Source organism: Pseudoalteromonas sp. SR41-4 (genome assembly GCF_014163985.1).
Lineage (GTDB): Bacteria > Pseudomonadota > Gammaproteobacteria > Enterobacterales > Alteromonadaceae > Pseudoalteromonas > Pseudoalteromonas rhizosphaerae.
In genome coordinates this window covers 131,946-154,840 of record NZ_JACJEI010000001.1, presented here as the reverse complement: position 1 = coordinate 154,840, position 22,895 = coordinate 131,946, and the positions used below count along the sequence as shown (strand labels likewise).

Here is a 22,895-nt window from a genome sequence, read left to right as displayed (position 1 = left end):
AAGTATGGATCACATTCTCAATATGAAAAAAATAATTACTTTAAGCGCTATTGCTTTAGCAGTATTAAGTGGCTGCGGCACTACCACCACAGCGGTACAGCAGCAAACGTCATTACTTTCAGATACGCTGGTAATAAGTCCCAACGATACTCGTCAATATAAAACCCTTAAACTTGCGAATGAGATTGAAGTAATTTTAGTGTCGGATCCAACTGCTGAAAAATCAGCCGCTTCATTGAGTGTGGGTGTTGGTTTATTACATGATCCAATCAGCCAGCAGGGAATGGCGCATTATTTAGAGCACATGCTATTTTTAGGCACAGATCGTTACCCAGATACCAAGGGTTACTCTGATTTTATGACTAAAAACGGCGGCGCCCACAATGCTTATACATGGTTAGATATTACTAATTACATGTTTGAAGTAAATAACGATGCTTACGATGAAGCATTGGATCGTTTTGCTGACTTTTTTAAATCCCCTAAGCTTTACCCAGAATACACCGATAAAGAAAAAAACGCAGTAAACGCCGAATGGTCAATGCGTCGCGAGATGGATTTTTTTGGTCAGTTTAAGCTTGCCCGACAAATGATGGGCGATCATCCAGCTAATCGTTTTTTAATCGGTAATCTTGAAACATTAGGTGATAAAGACGGTAGCTCTCTACATAAAGAAACCGTTGATTTTTATAATAAATACTACTCTTCTAACATTATGAAAGTAGCAATGATTTCAAATCTACCACTTGCGGAAATGGAAGCGAAAGCACAAAAATACTTCGCTGATATTGAAGATAAAAAGATCGACAAACCAACTGTTACCACAAAGCTAGATTTTGATAACGTAGGTGGAAAACGCGTTCACTACGCGCCGAATGAAGACGTAAAAGAGTTACAACTTGATTTTACTATTACCGATAACAGCAATGAGTTTGCCGTTAAACCTAACCGTTTTGTAGCATACTTATTAAGCAATGAAATGCAAGGTAGCCCGGCGCAAATTTTGCGTGATAAAGGCTGGGTTTCACAACTTTCAGCCGGGGCAGCACCAACCCAATATGGTAATTACGGTGCGCTGACGGTTAATGTGCAATTAACAGACGAAGGCATGAAAAACCGTGAAACGATCGTTGCAACAATAATGCAATATATTGATTTGATCAAAAAAGAAGGTGTAGATAGTAAATACTTTAATGAAATTCGCACTTCACTTAATAATGAATTTCAATTTTTAGAAAAAGGCGATGAATTTGGCTATGTCAGTAATTTAACTGGTAGCATGCAAGATTATCCACTAAACCACGTTATTAATGCGCCTTTCTATTATGCTAAGTTTGATGCAGCTGCGATCAACAACGTACTTGCGCAACTCAATGCTGATACTCTACGTATTTGGTATACCTCACAGCAAGAAGAAACCGATTCACAATTGCATTTTTACGATGGTAAATACCGCATTGAAGATATCAGTGATGCTGAAATTGCCAGCTGGAGTAAGCCTAGTCAGTTTGCCTTAGCATTACCTACGGTAAATCGTTTATTACCTGAGAGTTTTGCGATTAAAACAGCACAATTTGCAGAGCAAAAACACCCTAAGCTGGTATATGATAAAAATGGCGTAAAAGTATGGCGTCAAGCGAGTCAAAACTTTGCCGAGCAACCGAAAGGTTTGGTCGAAGTTTACTTAAATACCCCAGATGCTTTGACGGATATCAAAGCTAAAGTACTTTATTCAGTATGGTCTGACTTATTTAACTTACAACAAAGCAAGCTAAGTACCGAAGCTGCCGTGGCCGGTATGAGTGTTGGCCTTGAAGCAAGTAACGGACTTATCCTTTCAATGAGTGGTTTTACCGATAAACAAAATGTTTTACTCGCGCAAGCACTGACAAATATTGATGTGCAAGTAACTGAGCAAGGTTTTGCTCAAGCGCTTGATCGTTACCAACGTGATTTATTAAACGCCCAAAAACAATTCCCTTATTATCAAGCGTTTGGTGAGTATTCTAAATTAATACGAACTGGCAGCTTTGACACCGATGCACTGATCAATACGGCAAAAGCATTAACCATTGCAGATTTTGAGCAGCTTAAACAGCATACCTTCGCTAATAACGAAATGCGGGTGTTTACTTATGGTAACTATAACCAAACAGATGTTGAAGCGATAGCTAAAGAGTTAACGGCAGTTTTACCAGCGGCGCATATAAGCACTGAATTTGCGCGCAGTAAAGCGTGGTTACCGCAACCAGGCGAAACGATTGTATTGCAAAAAGATATTGATGTGGCTGATGTAGCTATCATTGATATGACCGTACACCCGATTGCAGGCTATAAGCAAAAAGCGCAAGCGCAAGTCTTACAAGGTCACTTTAGCACCGTCGCGTTTGACAAGTTACGTACTGAAGAGCAATTAGCGTATGCGGTTGGTGGTTTAGCAAGGCCGATTGAAGATTACTCAGCGATTGGCTTGTTTATTCAAACCCCGGTAAAAGATGTAAAAACCATGCAAGCGCGTTTTGAAGAGTTCAAAATGCAATATGCAGTAGAGCTTGATAACATGAGCGAAGAAACGTTTGCTCAACTTAAAAACGCCGTATTAGTGTCGCTTAAACAGCAGCCTAAAAATCTTAGCGATGAAATGGGCCCACTTATTGGCGATTGGTATCGTGAAAACTTTGATTTTGATTCAAAGGATAAGTTAATCGCTGAAGTTGAAAAAGTCACGCTTGCAGATATTAAAGACTACTACCAGCAAACTATGTTAAACCCACAAGCTGCGCGTTTAAACGTACAGCTTCGTGGTAGCAAATTTGCCGACAAACCGTTTGCAGATTTACCAAAACAAACATTGGTAACAGACTTACAAGCGCACTTTAATGGCATTAAATTGCAAAAGTAATTTAGCACATTGAAGCGTTGAAAAAGATCAAAGCCCAAGCGATTTGCTTGGGTTTTTTTATGAAAAAATAAAAATACAGCGAACCTTTTACATTGCTAAACCGTCTTGTAGAAAAGATATTAAGGAGAGGCATGAATTCGACGCAAATAACGCTTGCTGTAATTAGCGCACAGCAAGGGGATGAGGCAGCTTTTAACTCATTATGTACTTATTTGTATAATCCTAGTTTTCTATTTGCGATGAAACTTTGTAAACAGAAAGACTTAGCAAAGGATATAACGCAAGAAGCGTGGACTGTGGTAGCAAAAGACATTCGTAAATTAAAAGAACCAAGCGTGTTTAAAGCGTGGCTATTTAGAGTGGTATACCACAAGTTTGTTGATGTCACCCGTAAAGATAAGTACATAGAAAGTTTTCAGCCGGATAAGCATGAACAATCAATAGATACTACACATTTTAATGAGCAATCTATTGATTTAGCAAAATTAATAAATAACCTGCCAGATAGTGAGAGGCTCAGTGTTTATTTGTTTTATTTAGAGCAAATGTCAATTAGCGACATTGCTTTAATAACAAATGTTGCTGTTGGCACAGTTAAGTCACGTTTACACCGAGCGAGAGCACAGCTGGTAAAATGGTTGAGTGAATAATTGGAGAGAGTGATGAATTTAGATGAGAAAATAAAAGAGAGCTTACAGGCTGAACAACACAATTTGGAGTCTGTTTTAGAGACTGATTCTGGTTTATTCAAACAGTTTACACGTATATATCGCGGAAAAATGCGCAGTTGGACAGTTTTAGGTACGATGTTGGCTTTTATACTCACGGCAATTTTTATACTATCAGTCTATCAATATTTTAATGCTGAGCAGATAGCACAGCAACTGTTTTGGGCTGTGTGTTTTGTAAGTAGTCTAATGATGCAAATTGCCGTTAAACTCTGGCTGTTTATGGAGATGAATAGGCAATCTATTATTAAAGAAATTAAGCGAAGTGAATTTGAAATAAGGCTGATGCTCAGTGAACACTCAATTTCAAAGATTAAAAACTAAGTTTTAATCTGAACGTTAAAAGGAAGTTTCATGAAATACATAACTTGGTCTTTGTTGTTATTGTATTCAGTATGTAGCTACAGCAGCAACTCATTTGCTGATGATTTTGTAAACGCTGCAAATGATAGAACAACACAAAGCGTGCGCTATGACGGCGCTTATCACCGTATTGCCTATCCAAATGGCGATGTACCTGCCAATATTGGCGTATGCACAGATGTGATTATTCGCAGCTACCGAGCACTGGGTATCGATTTACAAAAGTTAGTTCATGAAGATATGCGCGATAATTTTTCAGTCTATCCATCAACAAGAATATGGGGGCTAACTAAACCCGATAGTAATATTGATCATCGTCGCGTGCCTAATTTACAGGCTTTTTTTCAACGCCACGGTACAGTGCTGCCCATAACTAATAATGCTCAGACCTATAAAGCAGGCGATATTGTCACGTGGATGCTGCCGGGCAATTTGCCGCATATCGGTATCGTGGTAGATACATACACTGCAGATAACAAAACCCCATTGATAGTGCATAACATAGGCGCAGGGCCGCAGCGTGAAGACGTGCTGTTTCGCTATAAAATTACAGGGCATTATCGGTATCAGCTATCAGAGTAAATGCTTTTTAAGCAAGGGTGATCAAATGGATGAGCAAGTACAACAAAAGTTTACGACTTACCCTTCACAGGTTGTAGTTGTCTTAAATGAAGTTCGAGAGATTATATTCCGTGTTGCAAAGCAGGATGGTATCACTGAACTTGAAGAAACACTCAAGTGGGGAGAGCCGAGTTATATTTCAAAAATAGGCACTACCATTCGTTTTGATCACAAACCAAAATCAGCTGAGCAATTTTGTATTTACTTTAACTGTAAAACTAAACTTATTGAAACCTTCAAAGAGCTTTATGGTGATACGTTTAGCTATGAAGGTAACCGTGCTTTGGTGTTTAAGCTTAATCAAACCGTGCCAGCTAAAGAGCTAGCCCATTGTATATCGTTGGCTTTGCGCTATAAAAAAATAAAGCACCTGCCATTGCTAGGTGCTTAAATTTAAGAAGTTATTGTCCGGCAGAAAGAGCAACAGCGCGATATAAACTCCCGCCTACGCAAATCTCGCGCTGACAATAGTTATTTGGCTCTTGCAGCGCGAGCCCCATGCAGTTTTTTATAGCTGTCGATCAAACGCTGATGACGATCTAACCCTTCAAGTTGCATATTGGTTGGAGTTAAACCGTAGAACATCACATCACCATTGATAGAGCCGACTACTGCATCCATTACTTTTTGGCCAAACATGCGGGTGAAGCTGTGAATGTAGTCTTCAATTTCTAAGTCATCATTTAGCGCAACTTCTAAAGTCGCGTGCATTGCTTGGTAGAATAACCCGCGTTCAACAGTGTTATCGTTAAACTGTAAGAAGGTTTCAACCAGTTCCATGGTCGCTTCTAAATCGCCTAATGCTAAGTAAATTAGCAGCTTAAGCTCAAGAATAGTTAACTGACCCCACACGGTGTTTTCGTCAAACTCAACGCCAATTAAGGTGATGATATCGATGTAATTATCAAGCTGGCTGTCTTCTAAGCGCTCAACTAAGTCGGCAAGTTGGTCTTCATCTAAACTGTGCAGATTTAAAATATCTTCACGGTATTTAAGGGCTTTATTGGTGTTATCCCAAATTAAGTCTTCGACAGGGTAAACTTCTGAATAATCAGGCACTAAAATACGGCATGCGATGCCAAGATCTGAAAATTCAGCAATATAAGCTTCTTTACCTAAGGCTTTTAAAATACCAAATAAGCTAGCAGTTTCTTCTTCGTTAGTACCTGAAAAATCCCATTCCACAAAGTCATAATCGTGTTTAGCACTGAAAAAGCGCCATGAGATCTTACCGGTTGAATCAATAAAGTGTTCAACAAAGTTTTCAGGTTCAGATACTGCCATGCTGTTGAATGTTGGTTTAGGTACGTCGTTTAAACCTTCAAAGCTGCGACCTTGTAATAGCTCTGTTAAGCTACGTTCAAGGGCCACTTCAAAACTTGGGTGTGCACCAAATGAAGCAAATACGCCACCGGTTTTCGGGTTCATTAACGTTACGCACATGACAGGGAATTGCCCGCCTAGAGATGCGTCTTTTACAACAACCGGAAAGCCTTGCTCTTCTAAGCCTTTAATACCGGCAACAATACTAGGATATTTAGCAAGTATCGCTTCTGGTACGTCTGGCAATACCAGTTCTTGCTCGATGATTTGGCGTTTAACAGCACGTTCAAAAATCTCAGATAAACATTGTACTTTGGCTTCGGCAAAGTTATTACCCGCACTCATGCCGTTACTTAAAAACAAGTTTTCAATCAAGTTTGATGGAAAGTATACAGTTTCGCCGTCAGAGTGACGCACATATGGGATCGAGCAAATACCTCGCTCAACATTACCAGAGTTAGTGTCGATAAGGTGCGAGCCACACAGCTCATCTTCAGGGTTGTAAATGCTCAAGGTATAGTCGTCTAAAATACCTTCTGGTAGTGAGTCATCATCAGTGAGCTGAAACCATTTTTCGTTCGGGTAATGAACAAATTCGCTGTTGGCAATTTCTTCACCAAGGAACTGGTCATTGTAAAAAAAGTTACAGTTTAAACGTTCAATAAACTCGCCAAGGGCTGAACATAATGCGCTTTCTTTGCTGGCGCCTTTACCATTGGTAAAGCACATCGGTGATGCAGCATCACGAATATGCAATGACCAGACGTTTGGTACAATATTACGCCATGATGAAATTTCAATCTTCATGCCTAAGTCAGCCAAAATCGCAGTCATATCAGCAATGGTTTGCTCAAGCGGTAAATCTTTACCTAAAATAAAGGTGTTTTCGCTGCCTTCTGATTTTGCCATTAACATGGCTTGCGCGTCGTTATCTAAGCTTTCTACGGCATCAATTTTAAATTCAGGTATGGTTTGAATAACACGCTTTACGGTACAACGATCAATAGAGCGTAAAATGCCGGTGCGGTCTTTTTCTGAAATACTTTCAGGGAGTTCAACCTGGATTTGGAAGATTTGGTTATAACGATCTTCAGGATCAACAATGTTGTTTTGCGCAACACGAATACCGTCAGTCGAGATATCACGGGCATTACAATACACTTTAATAAAGTACGCAGCACATAAAGCCGAAGATGCTAAAAAGTAGTCAAACGGACTTGGCGCAGAGCCATCGCCTTTATAACGGATTGGTTGATCCGCAATGACTGAGAAATCGTCAAACTTAGCTTCTAATCTAAGATTATCGAGAAAATTAACTTTAATTTCCATTGAGTTGGTCCACCTTCGTGCGCACTAATAAGTAAGGCCAATAGGTGTTTGCGCCAGACTTTGTCAGTGTATTTTCATTTAGCTGCAATTATCCGCTTTTTAAGGGAGCACATACAAGTAATAGTCGAGGTTAATTAAAATAAATGCTATTTGCAGCGCATAAATTGGTAAAAGTCACGTGGTTCGCTGGTTTTGAACTATTTATGAGGCTGTAAACTTTATACTCAGAGTAAGCCTAAAGTTTTTACAATAAGAGGTAGAAAAGGTCGTGAACTCCAAATAATTTAGTACTAATTAATTAAATCGATTATCACTGATGTTTTAATTTTGTTGTTATTTTGTAATTAATTTGGGGCGGAAGCTTAGGTATAGTAGGCAAAATTTTCATCTGTGGTCTAACTTTAATAATGCATATTGCAAAAGACTAATATCATAAGGTAACGCAGATGATGAAAAAGCTGTATTGGTTATTAACTGTAAATTGCATCCTGTTTACAGGTGCTTCTTATGGCGAGATCAACTTATCAGGGTTTACTAGTATTAATGCTGGTAAAGTTTTATCTGGAAGTGGGGTCCCGCAGTACGATATACCACCTACTTTTTTGGCCGATTATCCAATAGTATCGTCTTACGACGAAGATGTTTCGTTTAAACCAGAGAGCTTATTTGGGCTACAAATTAGCGCTGATTTAGCTGATGGACTATCGGTGACAGGCCAACTAGTTGCTCGAGGCGCTAATGATTTTGATGCAAAAATTGAATGGGCTTATCTCTCATATGAGATTAATGAAAATTGGACTGTTCAAGCAGGTAAAAAACGATTGCCCCTGTTTTATTATTCGGATTTTTATGATGTAGGTTACGCCTATGTATGGATGCGTCCGCCTGCGGATAATTATACGTGGCAAATATTTAACTACAACGGCGTAAATGCATTATACAGCGGTGAAATTGGTGATTGGTCTGTAATGGGCAATCTTTATTATGGAGAAGAGGATGATACAGAAAATAAGCTCCTTAGTGAGTTTTTTTTCAAAGAGCCAACACGTGAAATTTGGCGTGATATGTTAGGTGGGGTATTGCAATTAAATAAAGAGTGGTTCGAAGTTAGATTAACCCATATGACTTACAAAAATGAGCGCTACCGTAGTGGTGAGCGAGTATTATTTGACGGTGAAACTAGCCGTACAGGTAAGTTTTATGGTGTTGCAGTTAACTTAGACTTTGAAAGTTTATTTATATTAACAGAGTTAAACCGGTTGGATTTGAATGGCAACCTTGACACTTCAATGATTACGCTAGGTTACCGTTTAGACACAATTACTCCTTATGTTTCTTACTCTCAATTTAAAGAAGATGCCGATGATGGTGAACAGCACAATACAACGTCAGTCGGAATACGCTGGGATTTTCATTCTTCAGCGGCTTTTAAAGTCCAGTTTGATAAAGTGAATGATAAATCATTTGATTTAGCTGTTGCAGGTGATAGTGAGTCGATCACACTTGGCATTGACTTGGTATTTTAAGGAATACGCTATGATGTTGTTAAAAAAGATACTTTTACCACTTTTATTGCTTAGTTGTTATTCAGTAAACGCGGAGGTAGTTGTTGTTGTTCATCCTACAAATAATAGTAGTTTTGATCAATCTGAGATTTCAAAGCTCTTTTTAGGCAAGGCCAAATCATTTTCTGATGGCAATCAAGCTGTTCCATTGAATCAAGAGGAAGCCTCTACAGCACGCCAAGAGTTTGATGCGAATGTTTTATCAAAATCAGGTAGCCAGTTAAAAGCATACTGGTCAAAGCTTATTTTTACAGGTAAAGGCTCGCCTCCTAAAGAAGTGACTAATGATGCAGAGGTAATTGATTTAGTAGGTAAAAATCCAAGTATGATTGGTTACATTAATGCTGCATCGCTAACCGATTCAGTGAAATCGGTTGGGAAGTTTTAGTAATAATTTAGATAAAAACGCAAAACGTTAAAATCGATTACAGGAAACTGTAATCGATTTTTTTTAGATTTATGCACCTTAAGCAATCACTAAAAACCCGACAAATGCACAGGCAGCTGCGATGAGTGTATAGGGCAATTGAGTAATTGCGTGACTCATTAAGTTACAGCCTGAACCTTGGGCTGCAAGGACAGTTGAATCTGAGTAAAAACATGCTTGGCTACCAAATGATGAGGCAGATAACAGCGCACCAATCACCAGCGGTATATTTGCATCAACCGCGACTGCCAGAGGCATCACAATAGGAATTGTTACCGCAAAAATACCCCAGCTTGAGCCTGTAGCAAACGCCAAAATTGCCATTGCTAAAAACACCACTGCAGGTAAATAGCCTGCGGTCATGAATGGGCTTAAGGAATCAATTACAAACTGTGGTAATAGTAGTTGGTCGCACACATCTTTAAAAATAAATGCGGCGATCACAGTTCCTATTGCTGGCAACATGCTTTTAAAACCATCGAGCATTTTTTCAATCATTTCGGCAAATGGCATTAGCTTTTGCAGCATATAAAATGGAAGCGTCACGGCGAATGTCGCTAATAACCCTTTGTATACATCAATGTCAAAATACACAGTGAACGCAACGAGCAATAAAATAGGCAGTAAAAAGTTGTACAGTTTGCCGTGGCTGTCTGCGCTTTCAAAGCTTTCTTCAACGGCTTTTACTGCGTATTCATCGGCAGTTTGCACTTCGTTGTACTGTGCAGGATCTACTTGCGGTTGTTCTTGCATTGCCTGTAATTGGGCTTTTTTCATCGGCCCAAATAAAGGGATAACACCAAGTACCACTAATGGCACAAGTAACACGGCAAACCATGCATACAGCATATAGGGGATTGCTTGAATATACACGGCAATACCTTGGCCTTCGACGGCGATGTTGTTATCAACCAATAAGCCACCAAAAAATACTGCCCATGTAGACAGTGGTACTAATACGCAAATTGGCGCTGCGGTAGAGTCAACTACGTAAGCAAGCATCTCACGGCTAATTTTGAATTTATCGGTAATGCGTTTCATGGTTTCACCCACGGTAAGCGCATTGAGGTAGTCATCAATAAAAATAACGATACCAAGTAAAAAGGTCATGAGTAAAGATGAGCGTGGGCCTTTACAAAAACGCAGCGCAAAACTACCAAATGCTGCTGCACCACCGGTTCGCACTAGTAATGCGATTAACGCACCAAAGCCACCACACACTAAAATAAGCCAGCCGATTGTTTCATCTACCATTACTTTTAATGATGCCGCAGCAAAGTTGCTAAGCATTTCAACAGGATTTAGCATAGCAAGGCCAACAAGGGCACCGATCAGCAAAGATAAAATAGGACGACGTAGCACGATCGCCAAAACCACCACTACAACTGGCGGCACAAGACTTAACGCAGAAGGTTCGAGCATTTAAGTATTCACAAAATAAAAAGCATTTGAGTAATTGGCTCAAACTGCTTAACAAAAACAAAGAATGTTAGCCCAACGGCTGATATTCCAAGTCACTGCTTTTGCACGCAGAAGTCACTGTTAGGTTTCGCGGTGGGTTTAGCACAATTGCGACACAGTAAAATGCGTTGGCTTGGCGCCAGACGGTGCAGGGGATGCATGCCGCTATTGTTATGCCGATAAAAACATCAGCGGGAAAATAATCTGCAATTGCGTTCGAGTCAATAAAAACTTTTAATTTAGTTAAAAATTCTTAATAGATGAATATTAATGCTTGCATTGTTTAGGTGAAACACCAAATTTTTGCTTAAACAAACGGCTAAAGTGACTGGGGTTGGTAAAGCCAAGATCGTAGCAAACTTGACTTATTTGTTGTCCTGATTGTAGAAGTTGGCGAGATTTCTTTAATCTTAGCTGTTGTTGCCACATGGCCGGACTTTGCCCAAAGGCGAGCTTGAATTGCTGGTAAAATTTACTACGGCTCATGCAGGCTATTTTACATAAAGTATCGATATCTAAAGTTTGATTAAGATGTTCTTTAATAAAATGCAGGGCATCGGTTAATGGGCATGCAATAGTTTGTTGGCAATTGGCGAGCATTAAATCGCGGCTTTGTTGTTGTAATAATCGAGTGATTAACTCATTTACTGATAGATCAATTAGATAATGACGATCTTGCTCGTTTTCGCTAAATAACCCAATCATCCGTTCAAGTAATTGTTGGGTTTGTTGATTGTGTTGGGTATGCACCAGCTTTGGAATGTAATGAAAAAAATCATCGCTGCTTATTTGCTGCTGCATATTTAGCGCGTCAGCTACTTGGCTGATTTTATCGCGGCTAATTTCGATAGCCAAACAGGTGGTAGGTTGCTTCATTGATGCTTCTGGGAAGTCGATTAAAACCCCTTGTTCGGGTGCTAATACAAATGATTGCTGGGGTAAAAACTCTTCATGGTAGTTACTGTCAGCAACGTGCATCACTTTTTTACCGCTGATCATGCCGCAAAACAGCAGTTCGCTGGAATGCAGTGCTACTTTTTGTGCGTCTTGGTAGGTGTCGTAAATGCTCAGCTCGGCGTTGTCTGAGGCAAAAGTAATTTTATTTTCGATCAGTACATCAACCGCTTGGCGCTTTTTAGTCAGTTTTTCAGTCAATAACGTGGTATTCATTTTATTTCCTTTAAACACGACCAACAGAGTTTGGACGCACAGACATGTTTTTTGGACAGCTAATCAAGTTTTTATGCTTCTTATAAGCTAATGTCAACAGGTGACGGATAAATAAACAACAATCTCCCGTCAAACTTAGTCAATTTGATTAAATTTAAAAAGCAACATTTTGAATAAAGGACACACACAATGATCTATGCAAATCCTGGCAGCGACGGCGCACTTATTAACTTTAAATCCCAGTACGGTAATTACATTGGCGGACAGTGGGTCGAGCCTGTAAATGGTCAGTACTTTGATAATATTAGCCCCGTTAATGGTAAAGTATTTTGTAAAGTACCACGCTCTGATAAAGCGGATATTGAACTTGCCCTTGATAAAGCCCACGCTGCAAAAGCTGCTTGGGGTACAACTTCAGTAACGGCTCGTAGTAATATATTATTAAAAATAGCTGATCGGATAGAGCAAAACCTTGAGCTTCTTGCAGTTGCCGAAACGTGGGATAACGGTAAAGCCATTCGCGAAACATTGGCGGCAGATATCCCACTGGCGGCAGATCATTTTCGTTATTTTGCCGGTTGTATTCGCGCCCAAGAGGGCAGTATTGGCGAGATAGACGAAACCACAGTCGCGTATCATTTTCATGAGCCACTGGGCGTTGTTGGACAAATCATTCCGTGGAACTTCCCAATTCTAATGGCCGCATGGAAACTCGCACCAGCGCTTGCCGCAGGTAACTGTGTGATACTCAAACCGGCTGAACAAACACCAGTATCTATTTTAGTGTTGATGGAAATTATTGGTGATTTATTGCCTGCAGGCGTGCTTAATGTAGTAAATGGCTACGGTAAAGAAGCGGGCGAAGCGCTGGCAACCAGCACGCGTATAGCTAAAATTGCTTTTACCGGCTCAACTCCTGTTGGCTCACACATTTTAAAATGTGCCGCTGATAACATTATTCCATCAACGGTTGAGCTCGGTGGTAAATCACCGAATATTTTCTTTAACGATGTAATGGAAAAAGACGATTCCTTCCTAAGTAAAGCCATTGAAGGCGCAGTACTTGCGTACTTTAACCAAGGTGAAGTGTGTACTTGCCCATCGCGACTATTTATTCAAGAAGATATTTACGAGCAGTTTATTGAGCGTATTTTAGAGCGCACATTAAAAATTAAACGCGGTAACCCGCTTGATAGTGAAACCATGGTAGGCGCACAAGCGTCTAAAGCACAGTTTGATAAGATTCTCAGCTATATTGAAATTGGCAAAAAAGAAGGCGCACAAGTACTTACTGGCGGCAATGTAGAGCAACTAACAGATGAGCTAAATGGCGGTTATTACATTCAGCCAACGCTGTTAAAAGGCACTAACGATATGCGGGTATTCCAAGAAGAAATTTTTGGCCCGGTGATTTCAATGTCGACCTTTAAAGACGAAGCCGAAGCACTCGAACTGGCTAATAGCTCTGAATTTGGTCTAGGCGCAGGGGTATGGAGCCGCAACATGAACCGTGCTTATCACTTTGGCCGCAAAATAGAAGCAGGCCGTGTATGGACCAACTGTTACCATATGTATCCTGCACACGCTGCGTTTGGTGGTTATAAAAAATCAGGCATCGGCCGCGAAACCCACAAGCTTGCGCTTGACCATTACCAACAAACTAAAAATTTATTAGTAAGCTACAGCGAAGATCCGCTCGGCTTCTTTTAAATAAAGCGGTTAAGCTTAAACAAATAATTTTTATGAGTAATGAAAGCGCTGTATTGTTGCAGCGCTTTTTTACTTTTCTAAAGCACTGCGCTTTATATCCTCAAACACCTGTAATACCTTCCAAAATGCCAATTAAAACAACACCAAGTCCTCTTTTTATATTTTTCGTGAAATAGAAGTAACCGATTGAATCAAAATAGGAATTCGACTGTGGTTAGTACATCAATAAAAAATAAATTAAAAACGAATTATTCTTCAGGCTCGTTAGGTTTTTATAGAGGCTGGAGTGCAATCTAAGCTGCTAAAAATTAAATCCAAATTCCTTGAAGTCATTTAGATATTTTGAGCTCTTATATGCGCAAAAATATTGAGTTTGCAAAAAGCGAGGCGGAGCAAAAGGATCCCTTTGGGATGTCGTATTTTATGAAAAAGATGATGAATTTGAATATATTTATGCAAACATCTTTTAATGTCCTAAGTTTTGTGAGGCTAGATATGCACTGTCTTAGGCAAAGATATTTATGCCTGTTGCTTTTTCGTTTTACCCAACCCCTTAAATTTAATGAGTCTAATATAGCAATGAATTAAGTTGTTTGTTAAAACACTTTGAGTGTAAGTATGTTATCGGCAGTACTATGTGCGATTATTTTACTATTTTTTAAACAGCTGAGGAAAAGTATGAGAAGAATCATACATCTAACTTTAATAATTTTATTTTCTACGATCTCAATGTCGGCGTTTGCAAGTGCTGATGTTGAAATAAAAAAGATCGCTTCAGGAGTGTGGGTTCATACCTCATATTATACATACCCAAATGGAGTAAAATTTCCTTCAAGTGGATTAATAGTTCAAGATGGGGAAGGCGTTGTTTTAGTGGATACTGCTTGGGGAGAGCTTGCTACGTTAGAACTCATGGAGCAAATTAGAACGAAGATTAAACTACCGATTAAAACATCAATAGTAACTCAAGCTCATGGTGATCGGATTGCGGGTACGGATGCTTTAAAATCAAAAGGAATTCCAGTTTATTCGCATCCTCTAACGCAAAAATTTGCTACTGAGTATGGCTTGCCAGTACCAGATCAATCTTTAGAAGCAATTATTTCACCTGGAAGCATGGTTAGTTTAGGAAAAATTGATGTTATTTACCCAGGTCCAGGTCATGCAATGGACAACTTGATGATTTGGTTACCACAAGAAAAAATTCTGTTTGGTGGTTGTGCCGTTCGCGCTAAAGGAGCAACCTCTTTAGGCAATACTGCACATAGTGATATTGGTTCATGGCTTCAGGGAATGAAACATATTAGCCAGGAGTATAACTCTGCACAGATAGTAGTCCCAGGTCATGGTGAGCTAGGTGATTTTTCATTAATTTCAAACACATTAATGCTTTTAAGTGAGTCTGCGCAATAAATATACACTAATAATCACATAAAAGATCTCGTCAAGCTCTGATAGAGCGCCTTTTATGTGGGGAGAACGTAGGATTATCCTTTATAGGAACTAATCTTACGCCTCCTAAACTCATTGGTTAACTTTTTTAAAGCCACCAAAACCAACCTCTTACTGTCATCTAAAAAATACTAAACTACGTTTAGAGCTATCAACTTATAAAACTACTAAATAATTTAGCAAAAAAGTAGAAATTAAAGATTATCAAATTATCGAAAATTGCTGTAAATGAAGATGACCAGGTTGCTGGAGGTTTAAACTTTGCTTAGGTAATAAAATGAGCAATCATTTTATTACCTAAGGTAGGCTAAGCACTTTGGTTGGATTATTGTTACCAAACCTTTAATCAGGTGAGGTGATGGGGCAGCTAGCAGTGAATATAGTATGCTGATTGCTCCAGCAAAGAAATTCAACAAAGAGCCTGCACAAAGAAATGCACCTTGATACTATATGTCTAATGATAATGGATATAGCAAGTAATATGTGAGGTTATAGCAATGAATCAATTAACTGAAAAAACGATAGCATGTCCTTATTGTGGTGAGAATATTGACGTGCTGCTCGATCCGGCAGATGTTGATCAACAATATATTGAGGACTGCCAAGTCTGTTGTAAGCCTATTAATTTTTTGGTTTTTGAAAATATAGATGAAGAGCTTTCAGTGACGGTTTTTAGTGATGACGAAGCTTATTGACTATCTTTATAGGCACTTACACTCAGCAAGGTTTGGGCAGTATGTTTAGCTGCAAAGCAATGCAGTAATATATAAAAGAGTATGACTAACCAACATAAAAAGCGCTGCAATTAATTGCAGCGCTATGGTTGCATTACTTAATGGTTATTAACGGTCTAAGTTCATTACTTTAGTCCATGCCGCAATAAAATCTTCAACAAATTTTTGCTTAGAGGTATCGAATGCATATACTTCAGCGACCGCGCGAAGCTCTGAATTTGAGCCAAAAATAAGGTCAATAGAGGTGGCATTCCATTTTTGTTCTCCAGATTTACGGTCAAAGCCTTGGTAAATACCTGGGGTAGCCGATTTTTTCCATACCGTAGACATATCAAGTAGATTTACAAAGTAATCATTGTTTAATGTCCCTGGTTTATCAGTAAATACACCATAATCAGTACCTTGATAGTTAGCATTTAATGCGCGTAATCCGCCTACTAATACCGTCATTTCAGGCACTGTTAGATCAAGTTGATCTGCTTTATCTATTAGCATTTCAGTTGGCGATTTGTAGCTTTGTTCAGCATCAAAGTAGTTTCTAAAGCCATCGGCAGGCAGCTCTAATAAACTAAATGCATTAACGTCAGTTTGAGCTTGCGTAGCATCGCCACGGCCAGCATTAAAAGGTACGTCTACTGTGTAGCCTGCATCTTTCGCTGCTTTTTCAATCGCTGCATTACCAGCTAACACAATCAGGTCGGCCAGTGATACTTGGCTTTTACTAAAGAAACTATCATTAAAGTCGGCTTGAATCGCTTTTAATACTTTAAGTACTTTTGCAGTTTCGGCCGGATTATTTACCGCCCAATCCTTTTGTGGAGCAAGCGCAATGCGTGCACCGTTGGCACCACCGCGCATATCGGAATGACGGTAGCTTGCAGCAGATGCCCATGCAACACGTACTAGCTCTGATACGCTAAGACCTGAATCTAAAATGCTGGCTTTAAGCTCTTTTACTGCGCCAGCATCAATGTTTGATTGAGTCTCTGCTGAAATAGGATCTTGCCAAATTAAGTCTTCTTTAGGAACTTCTTTACCTAAGAAGTTACGTGGTGGCCCCATATCTCGGTGAGTCAATTTGTACCATGCTTTAGCAAATGCTAGTTGATACTCTTTAGGGTCGTTTAAAAAGCGTTCAGCAATTTTGCGGTATTCAGGATCAAATTTTAACGCTAAGTCGGCCGTGGTCATTACTGGTGCGTTAAACTTACCTTTAATATGAGCGTCAGGTACAACGTTATGTAACGATTCATCCGTTGGGATCCACTGAATGGCACCCGCTGGGCTGCGAGTTTGTTTCCACTCAAAGTTAAGTAGATTGCTAAGGTACAGTGATGACCAGCGAGTAGGAGCTTGTGTCCATGCGCCTTCTAAACCACTTGATACGGTATCTTCAGAGTGGCCTTTACCACATTTGTTTTTCCAGCCTAACCCTTGTTCTTCAATGCCTGCTGCTGCGGGCTCTGCACCCACACAATCTTTAGGTTTGTGCGCACCATGCATTTTACCAAAGGTGTGGCCACCTGCGATAAGTGCAAGAGTTTCCTCGTCGTTCATGGCCATGCGAGAAAACGCCACACGAATATTTTTAGCTGAACCGATTGGATCAGGTACGCCTTTTGGGCCTTCAGGATTTACGTAAATTAAACCCATGTGAGTTGCACCCAATGGGCGTTCTAATTTGCCGCTGTCATCTTCACGGTCGCTGGCAAGCATTTCTACTTCTGGACCCCAGTAAACCATGTCTGGTTCCCAGTCGTCAGTTCGGCCGCCGGCAAAACCATAGGTTTCAAATCCCATGTTTTCTAGAGCAACGTTACCGGCTAATACGATTAAGTCTGACCATGAAAGTGCTTCTCCGTATTTTTGTTTAATAGGCCAAAGTAGGCGACGCGCTTTATCTAGGCTTACGTTGTCTGGCCAGCTGTTGAGTGGTTCAAAACGTTGTTGACCGCCACCAGCACCGCCGCGGCCATCAAGCGTACGGTAAGTACCTGCGCTGTGCCATGTCATACGGATAAAAAATGGCCCATAGTTACCAAAATCCGCCGGCCACCAATCTTGAGATTGTGTTAGTAGGGCATCAATATCACTTTTTACTGTGTCTAAATCTAGGCTATTAAATGCCTTGGCATAATTAAAGTCGGCACCGTAAGGGTTTGAGCGTTCATCATGATCACGCAGAGGTGAAAGGTTAAGTTGATCTGGCCACCAAAACTGGTTTGTTCTGGTTGCGCCCATTTTAGCTTCACCCATGCCAACAGCACCTTGTGGCTTTGACATTTGTGGTTTTTCTTGGCTAACAGCGGTGCCAGATATAAGTGCCATACTTATAAATCCAACAAGCGCTTTTTTATTGAATGAACGGTTTTTCATTGTCAGCTTCCTTAAAGTTAACGAATTTCGTTATACAAAGCGTATTACTACTTTAAACAGAGATCTCAATCGCTTTAAAAATTATTGAGTTGTAAATTTGTTTGCTCAAGTGAGGCTTAATCAAGCCTGAATAACAAAGCAATGAAAAGAATATAGCATCGGGCTGAAATGTGTGTGCGAAATAAAGCGATTACTACAATCTATAAATGTGATTGATTTTGTTGTAGTGATTAGATAAATGGATTGTTTTTACTTAAGACGGAGAGAGTAATACAGATAAAAAAGCCCAGCCAAAGCTGGGCGACTACAAAAAATCTAGTGCACTTTAATTAATTTACTCGTTATAACACCTGAGGTCATTGACCCTGATACGTTTAATGCGGTGCGTGCCATGTCTATTAATGGCTCGATTGAGATCAGTAACGCGACTATCTCAACCGGTAAGCCCATGGTTGGTAATACAACCAATGCAGCAAACGTTGCGCCACCACCTACTCCGGCAATACCAAAAGAGCTTATAACAACAATGCCAATTAACGGTAAAATAAATTCGAATGTCAGCGGATCAATTCCTACACTGGGCGCTACCATCATTGCCAGCATGGCTGGGTAAATACCGGCACAGCCATTTTGGCCAATAGTGGCGCCAAAAGAAGCCGATAAGTTAGCTATAGCAGGCGGCACTTTTAGCTGGTTAATTTGTACATCCACATTCATAGGAATAGAGGCTGCTGAACTACGCGAGCTAAATGCAAAGGTCAGTACTGGCCAAATTTTTTCAAAGTAACTCTTAGGGTTCACACCAACTAGGCTAAGTAATAAACCATGAGCAATAAACATTAATAATATAGCGACATAGGAAGCCACAATAAACGCCAGTAAATTAACAATATCATTGCTACTTGAGTTTGCCACAACGCTTGCCATTAACCCTGCGACGCCATAAGGCGTTAGCGCTATCACCATTCTTACTAAGTTCATTACTATGGCTTGTAAGGCGTTAACACCGTTGCGAATTGGATCTGCTAGTTCGCTACGTTCAAGCATCACCTTGCGTGCGGCAATCCCCACAAGGACACCAAAAATAACGACGGCAATTATAGAGGTTGAGCGTTGGTTACTTAAATCAGCAAATGGATTTTCTGGAATAAAGCTCAATAGCATTTGTGGCACACTTAAATCAGCTAAATTAGCTGCTTTACCCTCTAGCGTGCTCATTTTTGCTGCCTCACGGGTTCCCGAAACTAAGCCTTCAATACTTAAATTAAAGCCATAGGTTACGGCAATACCAATTAAGGCTGCAATTGCCGTAGTAAAGAGTAAAACAGCAATACTAATGAACGATATTTTGCCCAAAGAGCCTTGGTTTTCTAGTTTCACCACGGCGGCAATCATAAACACCAATACCAATGGCATGATGATCATTTTTAATAGCCCAACATAGCCTTTACCAACAACACTTACCCAACTTAAAACGTCATTAATAGACTCTGGGGAGTGGGAAAATAAAAATTGTAAGGCTAAACCAAAAGCACTACCAACAACTAAGCCAAATAAAACAGTGCGAGATAAGGTTTTACTTTTTTGCGAAAAAAGATAAATCGCAAACAGTAAACCGACAAATAATGCCAGCATTAATAAAACAGCAAGCGACATAGCATCCTCTTTAAAGCTGTGAATAAGCGCGGCACTTTAGCGTTTTGTATCGGGTTACGAAAATACACTTTTGATATGCTATAGAACAAATTGATATGTGCTAATAATATTTGAGTATAAAAAATACTATTGCACACAAATATAACCGTTAAGCTTCTATTTAAAGGTGCTAATAATAAATGCTAAATTAAGTAATGATAAAAAACAGTATGAATGGACTTCTTTGGTTGTTATTTAGATCTTAATAGCGTGTTTATTCGTATCAAAAATTTGTATTCAAAAGAATTTTTCCTAATCGTTTATTAATTAATAGTGAGAACAGAGATGTTGCGATCAGTTGTTGGTTTAATGTTTTTTATTTTTTTAAGTGGGTGTTCGAGTCAATACCCAAATCAGAACTTAGTCGGTAAACAGTTTCCAACTATCAGTGGTGAAAGCTTGGAGCAACAGCAATTTACTATCCCTACAGACTTTAACAACGCACAGACATTACTGTTAATTGGGTATAAACAAGATAGTCAATTTGATATTGATCGCTGGCTTATTGGCTTGGATATGAGTGGCATAAACGTCACCGCTTATGAGTTACCCACAATTCAAGGCATGGTGCCGCGTATGTTTAGTACTTTTATTGATAGCGGTATGAGAAAAGGCATTCCTAAAGAACTGTGGGGCGGGGTGATCACTATTTACAAAGATGGTGATGCAGTACAAGCGTTCACTGGTAACGAAAATCCGAATAATAGCCGCATCGTATTAATTGATGGTAGCGGTAAGATTATTTACTTTTATGATCGGGGTTTTTCGGTTGCTGCATTAAATGAACTAAAAATGGTGATAGATAAAAAGTAGTAATACCCTGTAATGACCCAAACATGGGCTGCATGTTTGGGTCATTTATTATTAACTTAAGTTGCCTCTTACTCCGTTATTTTTATCAATCATTTTTGTAGCAAGGATAGTCACTGTAACCTTGCTCAGTGCCGCCATACATGGTGGCTGCATCGGCTTCATTTAATGGCCATTGATTTTTTATGCGCGCTGGTAAATCAGGGTTTGCGATAAAAGGGCGACCAAAAGCAAATAAATCACCGTAGCCCTTAGCTAACATCGCCACCGCTTTTTCAACAGTGTACTTACCAGCGTAAATAATACGCCCAGAAAATTCAGCTCTAGCTGCTTGATAAAATAGCTCTGGTAAATCAGGAGCATTGTCCCAATCAGCTTCTGCAATTGAAAGGTAAGCAATACCGGCTTGTTCAAGTACTTTAATCGCTTCAATGTAGGTATGATGTGGGTCTGATTCTACTAACCCTAAATAAACACGGGTTTCATCAGTACTGCTAAATAAGGGCGCAAATCTAACCCCTAAGCGCTCAGGGCCTACTACGTCACTTACTGCCGCGACAATTTCTTTTAAAAAGCGCAGGCGATTAGTAAGAGATCCGCCGTATTCATCATCTCGTTTATTGGTGTGCTCAGAAATAAACTGATTTACTAAATACCCATTAGCACAATGCAGTTCTACGCCATCAAACCCCGCTTCTAGCGCATTACGGGCAGCTTGTGCATACATGCCAACAAGCTCTTTTACTTCATCGGTTGTCAAAGTTTGTGGTTCACTTGGGTTGGCTAAAGCGCCTTGAGCCGGTCCTGTTTCAATAAAGACTTTAACGCTATCAGCTATTAGAGCTGAGGGGGCAATAGGTTTGGCTTCATTAGGCTGTAAGCTGGTGTGTGAAACGCGGCCAACATGCCAAAGTTGAGCAAAAATAATTCCACCTTCTGCATGTACTGCATCAGTTACTTTTTTCCAACCAGCTATTTGTTGATTAGAATGAATGCCCGGTGTCCAGGCATACCCTTGTCCTCTTGGTTCAATTTGAGTGCCTTCGGTAACCATAAAACCAGCACTAGCACGCTGTGCATAATATGTGGCCATCACCTCGTTGGGGATATTGCCAGGAACCGTGCTACGTGAACGTGTAAGTGGCGGCATTACAATACGGTTTTTAAGTGTGTATGGGCCTAAATTGATTGATGAAAATAGACTGTCGATATTTTTACTTGGTTGACTCATTTTAATACCTTTTAAATTAATAATGCTGTTTAGCGCCAATTACAATGCTGGTGAGCATAGGGATTAAAAGGTACAATTTGAAACAATGCTTTTTTGTTTAAGATACAATTATGAATGGTATATCTCGGCTTGATATAAAACAATTACGAATATTGAGTGCATTACTTAAACTAAAAAATGTGTCGGATGTGGCCCGCAAAATGGGCTTAACCCAGCAGGCTATTAGTGAGCAGCTGCGAAAATTGCGTGACTTATTTGACGATCGGCTTTTTATTCGCCAAGGCAATACAATGGTTGCAACACCTAAAGCAATTGCACTAGAGAAGCCCATTAATCAAATATTAACTCAGGTAGAAGCGTTATTAATACCTAAACAATTTATCCCAAGTAGCTACAAGGGCGTATTTACAATAAGTGCGACTGATTACGCTATAGCAGCTCTTTTGCCACAATTATTAGAAATAACAAGACGCGAAGCGCCAGGATTAAAGCTGATTATTCGTGACTTTGCCTCTGATAATGTTAATCAATTAATAAGTGCAGGAGAGCTGGATTTATTAATTAGTTTTCCTGAATTTATCCCTACAAACTTAATCTATGACACATTATTTGAAGAACAACATATTTGTATTGCGGGGAAAAACACGGTGTTTTCTTCATCGACGTTGAGCCTTGCTGAAGTGGCCGCACACCCTCAATTAGTGGTTTCAGCGTCACGTGCTAACTTACGAGGCTCTCACGACCAATGGTTTGCTGATAAGGGCTATGCGCGCAATATAGTTATGTCAGTGCCTGGCTTTTCATTTGTCCCCGATTTGCTTTGCAGTACTGACTTAATTGCTTTTTACCCATCGCGTTTACTGCCAAACGCCAAAGTGAAACAGCTTGAAGTTGAATTATTACCACCGCCATTTAAGGTGATTGCAGCGTGGCATCCACGTTCAAATAACAGCGATATTCACCAGTGGTTAATAGCGCAATTAAAACGGATTTAGTGA

At 39.8% G+C, this 22,895-nt stretch carries 18 protein-coding genes; 12 read left to right on the top strand and 6 right to left on the bottom strand.

Annotated features, from left to right (window positions below):
* Positions 1–22: 22 nt before the first annotated feature.
* From H5180_RS00545 to H5180_RS00525, 5 genes are all read left to right on the top strand, one after another.
* The gene (locus tag H5180_RS00545) at positions 23–2,902 is read left to right on the top strand and encodes an insulinase family protein (protein ID WP_182757443.1); all 2,880 of its coding nucleotides are present in this window, start codon (positions 23–25) and stop codon (positions 2,900–2,902) included.
* Positions 2,903–3,033: 131 nt separating this feature from the next.
* On the top strand, positions 3,034–3,552 hold the full coding sequence (locus tag H5180_RS00540; protein WP_182733989.1) for an RNA polymerase sigma factor: 519 nt from the start codon (positions 3,034–3,036) through the stop codon (positions 3,550–3,552).
* A gap of 12 nt (positions 3,553–3,564) precedes the next feature.
* Complete coding sequence (locus H5180_RS00535) at positions 3,565–3,954, top strand: DUF6768 family protein (RefSeq protein ID WP_182733991.1); 390 nt, start codon at positions 3,565–3,567, stop codon at positions 3,952–3,954.
* A gap of 30 nt (positions 3,955–3,984) precedes the next feature.
* Entirely contained in the window at positions 3,985–4,575 is a 591-nt protein-coding gene (locus H5180_RS00530) for a DUF1287 domain-containing protein (RefSeq protein ID WP_182757442.1), read from the top strand.
* 25 nt (positions 4,576–4,600) lie between these two features.
* Positions 4,601–5,005 (top strand): DUF1801 domain-containing protein, encoded by a 405-nt coding sequence (locus H5180_RS00525; protein ID WP_182730760.1) that lies wholly within the window; start codon positions 4,601–4,603, stop codon positions 5,003–5,005.
* Between the two features lie 80 nt (positions 5,006–5,085).
* Here the strand turns inward: H5180_RS00525 and H5180_RS00520 are convergent, their stop codons facing one another.
* The gene (locus H5180_RS00520) at positions 5,086–7,266 is read right to left on the bottom strand and encodes an OsmC domain/YcaO domain-containing protein (protein ID WP_182730759.1); all 2,181 of its coding nucleotides are present in this window, start codon (positions 7,264–7,266) and stop codon (positions 5,086–5,088) included.
* Between the two features lie 446 nt (positions 7,267–7,712).
* On the opposite strand from H5180_RS00520, the gene H5180_RS00515 reads away from it, so the two are divergent.
* Positions 7,713–8,792, top strand: coding sequence for a porin (locus H5180_RS00515; RefSeq protein ID WP_392352553.1), 1,080 nt, complete (start codon positions 7,713–7,715; stop codon positions 8,790–8,792).
* Positions 8,793–8,802: 10 nt separating this feature from the next.
* The gene (locus H5180_RS00510) at positions 8,803–9,219 is read left to right on the top strand and encodes a phosphate ABC transporter substrate-binding protein (RefSeq protein WP_310736407.1); all 417 of its coding nucleotides are present in this window, start codon (positions 8,803–8,805) and stop codon (positions 9,217–9,219) included.
* 78 nt (positions 9,220–9,297) lie between these two features.
* Here H5180_RS00510 and H5180_RS00505 read toward each other — a convergent pair whose 3' ends face one another.
* Together H5180_RS00505 and H5180_RS00500 are read right to left on the bottom strand one after the other, a co-directional pair.
* A complete protein-coding gene (locus H5180_RS00505) occupies positions 9,298–10,680 on the bottom strand; it encodes a Na+/H+ antiporter NhaC family protein (RefSeq protein ID WP_145234337.1) in 1,383 nt (460 codons plus the stop codon).
* Between the two features lie 306 nt (positions 10,681–10,986).
* Positions 10,987–11,889 carry an AraC family transcriptional regulator gene (locus tag H5180_RS00500; RefSeq protein WP_182733996.1) on the bottom strand — a complete coding sequence of 301 codons (903 nt, stop codon included), beginning with the start codon at positions 11,887–11,889 and terminating at the stop codon, positions 10,987–10,989.
* A 189-nt stretch (positions 11,890–12,078) separates the two neighbouring features.
* On the opposite strand from H5180_RS00500, the gene H5180_RS00495 reads away from it, so the two are divergent.
* The 3 genes from H5180_RS00495 (at position 12,079) to H5180_RS00485 (ending at position 15,746) form a co-directional block, all read left to right on the top strand.
* Complete coding sequence (locus H5180_RS00495) at positions 12,079–13,599, top strand: aldehyde dehydrogenase family protein (RefSeq protein WP_145234333.1); 1,521 nt, start codon at positions 12,079–12,081, stop codon at positions 13,597–13,599.
* Positions 13,600–14,277: 678 nt separating this feature from the next.
* Entirely contained in the window at positions 14,278–15,012 is a 735-nt protein-coding gene (gene bla / locus H5180_RS00490; protein WP_182757441.1) for a subclass B1 metallo-beta-lactamase, read from the top strand.
* Between the two features lie 536 nt (positions 15,013–15,548).
* Entirely contained in the window at positions 15,549–15,746 is a 198-nt protein-coding gene (locus H5180_RS00485; RefSeq protein WP_145234329.1) for a CPXCG motif-containing cysteine-rich protein, read from the top strand.
* A 147-nt stretch (positions 15,747–15,893) separates the two neighbouring features.
* Here H5180_RS00485 and katG read toward each other — a convergent pair whose 3' ends face one another.
* Together katG and H5180_RS00475 are read right to left on the bottom strand one after the other, a co-directional pair.
* Positions 15,894–18,161, bottom strand: a complete 2,268-nt coding sequence (gene katG / locus H5180_RS00480) for a catalase/peroxidase HPI (RefSeq protein ID WP_182757440.1) — start codon at positions 18,159–18,161, stop codon at positions 15,894–15,896.
* 315 nt (positions 18,162–18,476) lie between these two features.
* Positions 18,477–19,817 (bottom strand): L-cystine transporter, encoded by a 1,341-nt coding sequence (locus H5180_RS00475; RefSeq protein WP_182757439.1) that lies wholly within the window; start codon positions 19,815–19,817, stop codon positions 18,477–18,479.
* 324 nt (positions 19,818–20,141) lie between these two features.
* Here H5180_RS00475 and H5180_RS00470 point away from each other — a divergent pair, with 324 nt between their 5' ends.
* Complete coding sequence (locus H5180_RS00470) at positions 20,142–20,669, top strand: hypothetical protein (protein ID WP_182757438.1); 528 nt, start codon at positions 20,142–20,144, stop codon at positions 20,667–20,669.
* An 85-nt stretch (positions 20,670–20,754) separates the two neighbouring features.
* Here H5180_RS00470 and H5180_RS00465 read toward each other — a convergent pair whose 3' ends face one another.
* Positions 20,755–21,897: an alkene reductase gene (locus H5180_RS00465; protein ID WP_182757437.1), complete on the bottom strand. Its 1,143-nt coding sequence runs from the start codon at positions 21,895–21,897 to the stop codon at positions 20,755–20,757.
* 110 nt (positions 21,898–22,007) lie between these two features.
* Between H5180_RS00465 and H5180_RS00460 the strand changes: the two genes are divergently transcribed.
* A complete protein-coding gene (locus H5180_RS00460) occupies positions 22,008–22,892 on the top strand; it encodes a LysR family transcriptional regulator (RefSeq protein WP_182757436.1) in 885 nt (294 codons plus the stop codon).
* The last annotated feature ends 3 nt before the right edge of the window (positions 22,893–22,895 follow it).